The sequence below is a fragment of the Arthrobacter sp. M71 S08 genome (genome assembly GCF_059089725.1).
In genome coordinates, this window is sequence record NZ_JBNHEY010000019.1 from 1 (window position 1) to 637 (window position 637).

At 65.9% G+C, this 637-nt stretch carries 1 protein-coding gene and 1 rRNA gene; one reads left to right on the top strand and one right to left on the bottom strand.

Features of this window, described 5'->3' with window-relative positions:
• Positions 1-89 (top strand): 5S ribosomal RNA (gene rrf / locus AC5RTB_RS16565); the annotation flags it as partial.
• Between the two features lie 79 nt (positions 90-168).
• Here rrf and AC5RTB_RS16570 read toward each other — a convergent pair.
• The coding region (locus AC5RTB_RS16570) for a hypothetical protein (protein WP_494062141.1) at positions 169-637 on the bottom strand (469 nt) is incomplete at its 5' end.

Below are 637 nucleotides of genomic sequence, written 5' to 3' on the forward strand. Positions count from 1 at the left end.
CCGGTCCCATTCCGAACCCGGAAGCTAAGACCCACAGCGCCGATGGTACTGCACCCGAGAGAGTGTGGGAGAGTAGGACACCGCCGGACAACACTTAGCACTGAGGCTCCGACAGTATCGTCGGAGCCTCAGGCATTTAACGGCCCGGACGTGCGCTGCGCGCTTTCCTTACAATGGAAAGGTCGCAGGCCCGAGTCCGGAACTTCGACATATATAAACAGCGAGAGCGTCCGGCAAAGCGTCAGGTCGGCTCATGACGAGAGGAATTTTGCTGCCATGGCTGACCGGGAACCCTTCCGCGACCGCGGAGAACACCGTCGCAACGACAATCGCAAGGGCGAACAGAGCAGGGGCGAAGACCGGCGTGAGGGTCCCCGACGAGGGGACGCCACCGGTCGCGGTGCCGGCGGAAATGCCAGTGGCGGCTCTGAGCGTGGTGCTGGCCGCCGCGCCCCTGAATCCGCAGACCGTCCCCGCTACCAGGAGCGCTCCGAGCGCGGTTCCGGCCGCCCATCCCGTGAGGGCGGTTTCTCTCGCGAAGGTGGCCAGCGTCGTGAGGGCGGTTTCTCTCGCGAGGGTGGGCCCCGTCGTGAAGGCGGCGGTCAGGGCGGTTTCTCCCGTGAGGGTGGCCAGCGTC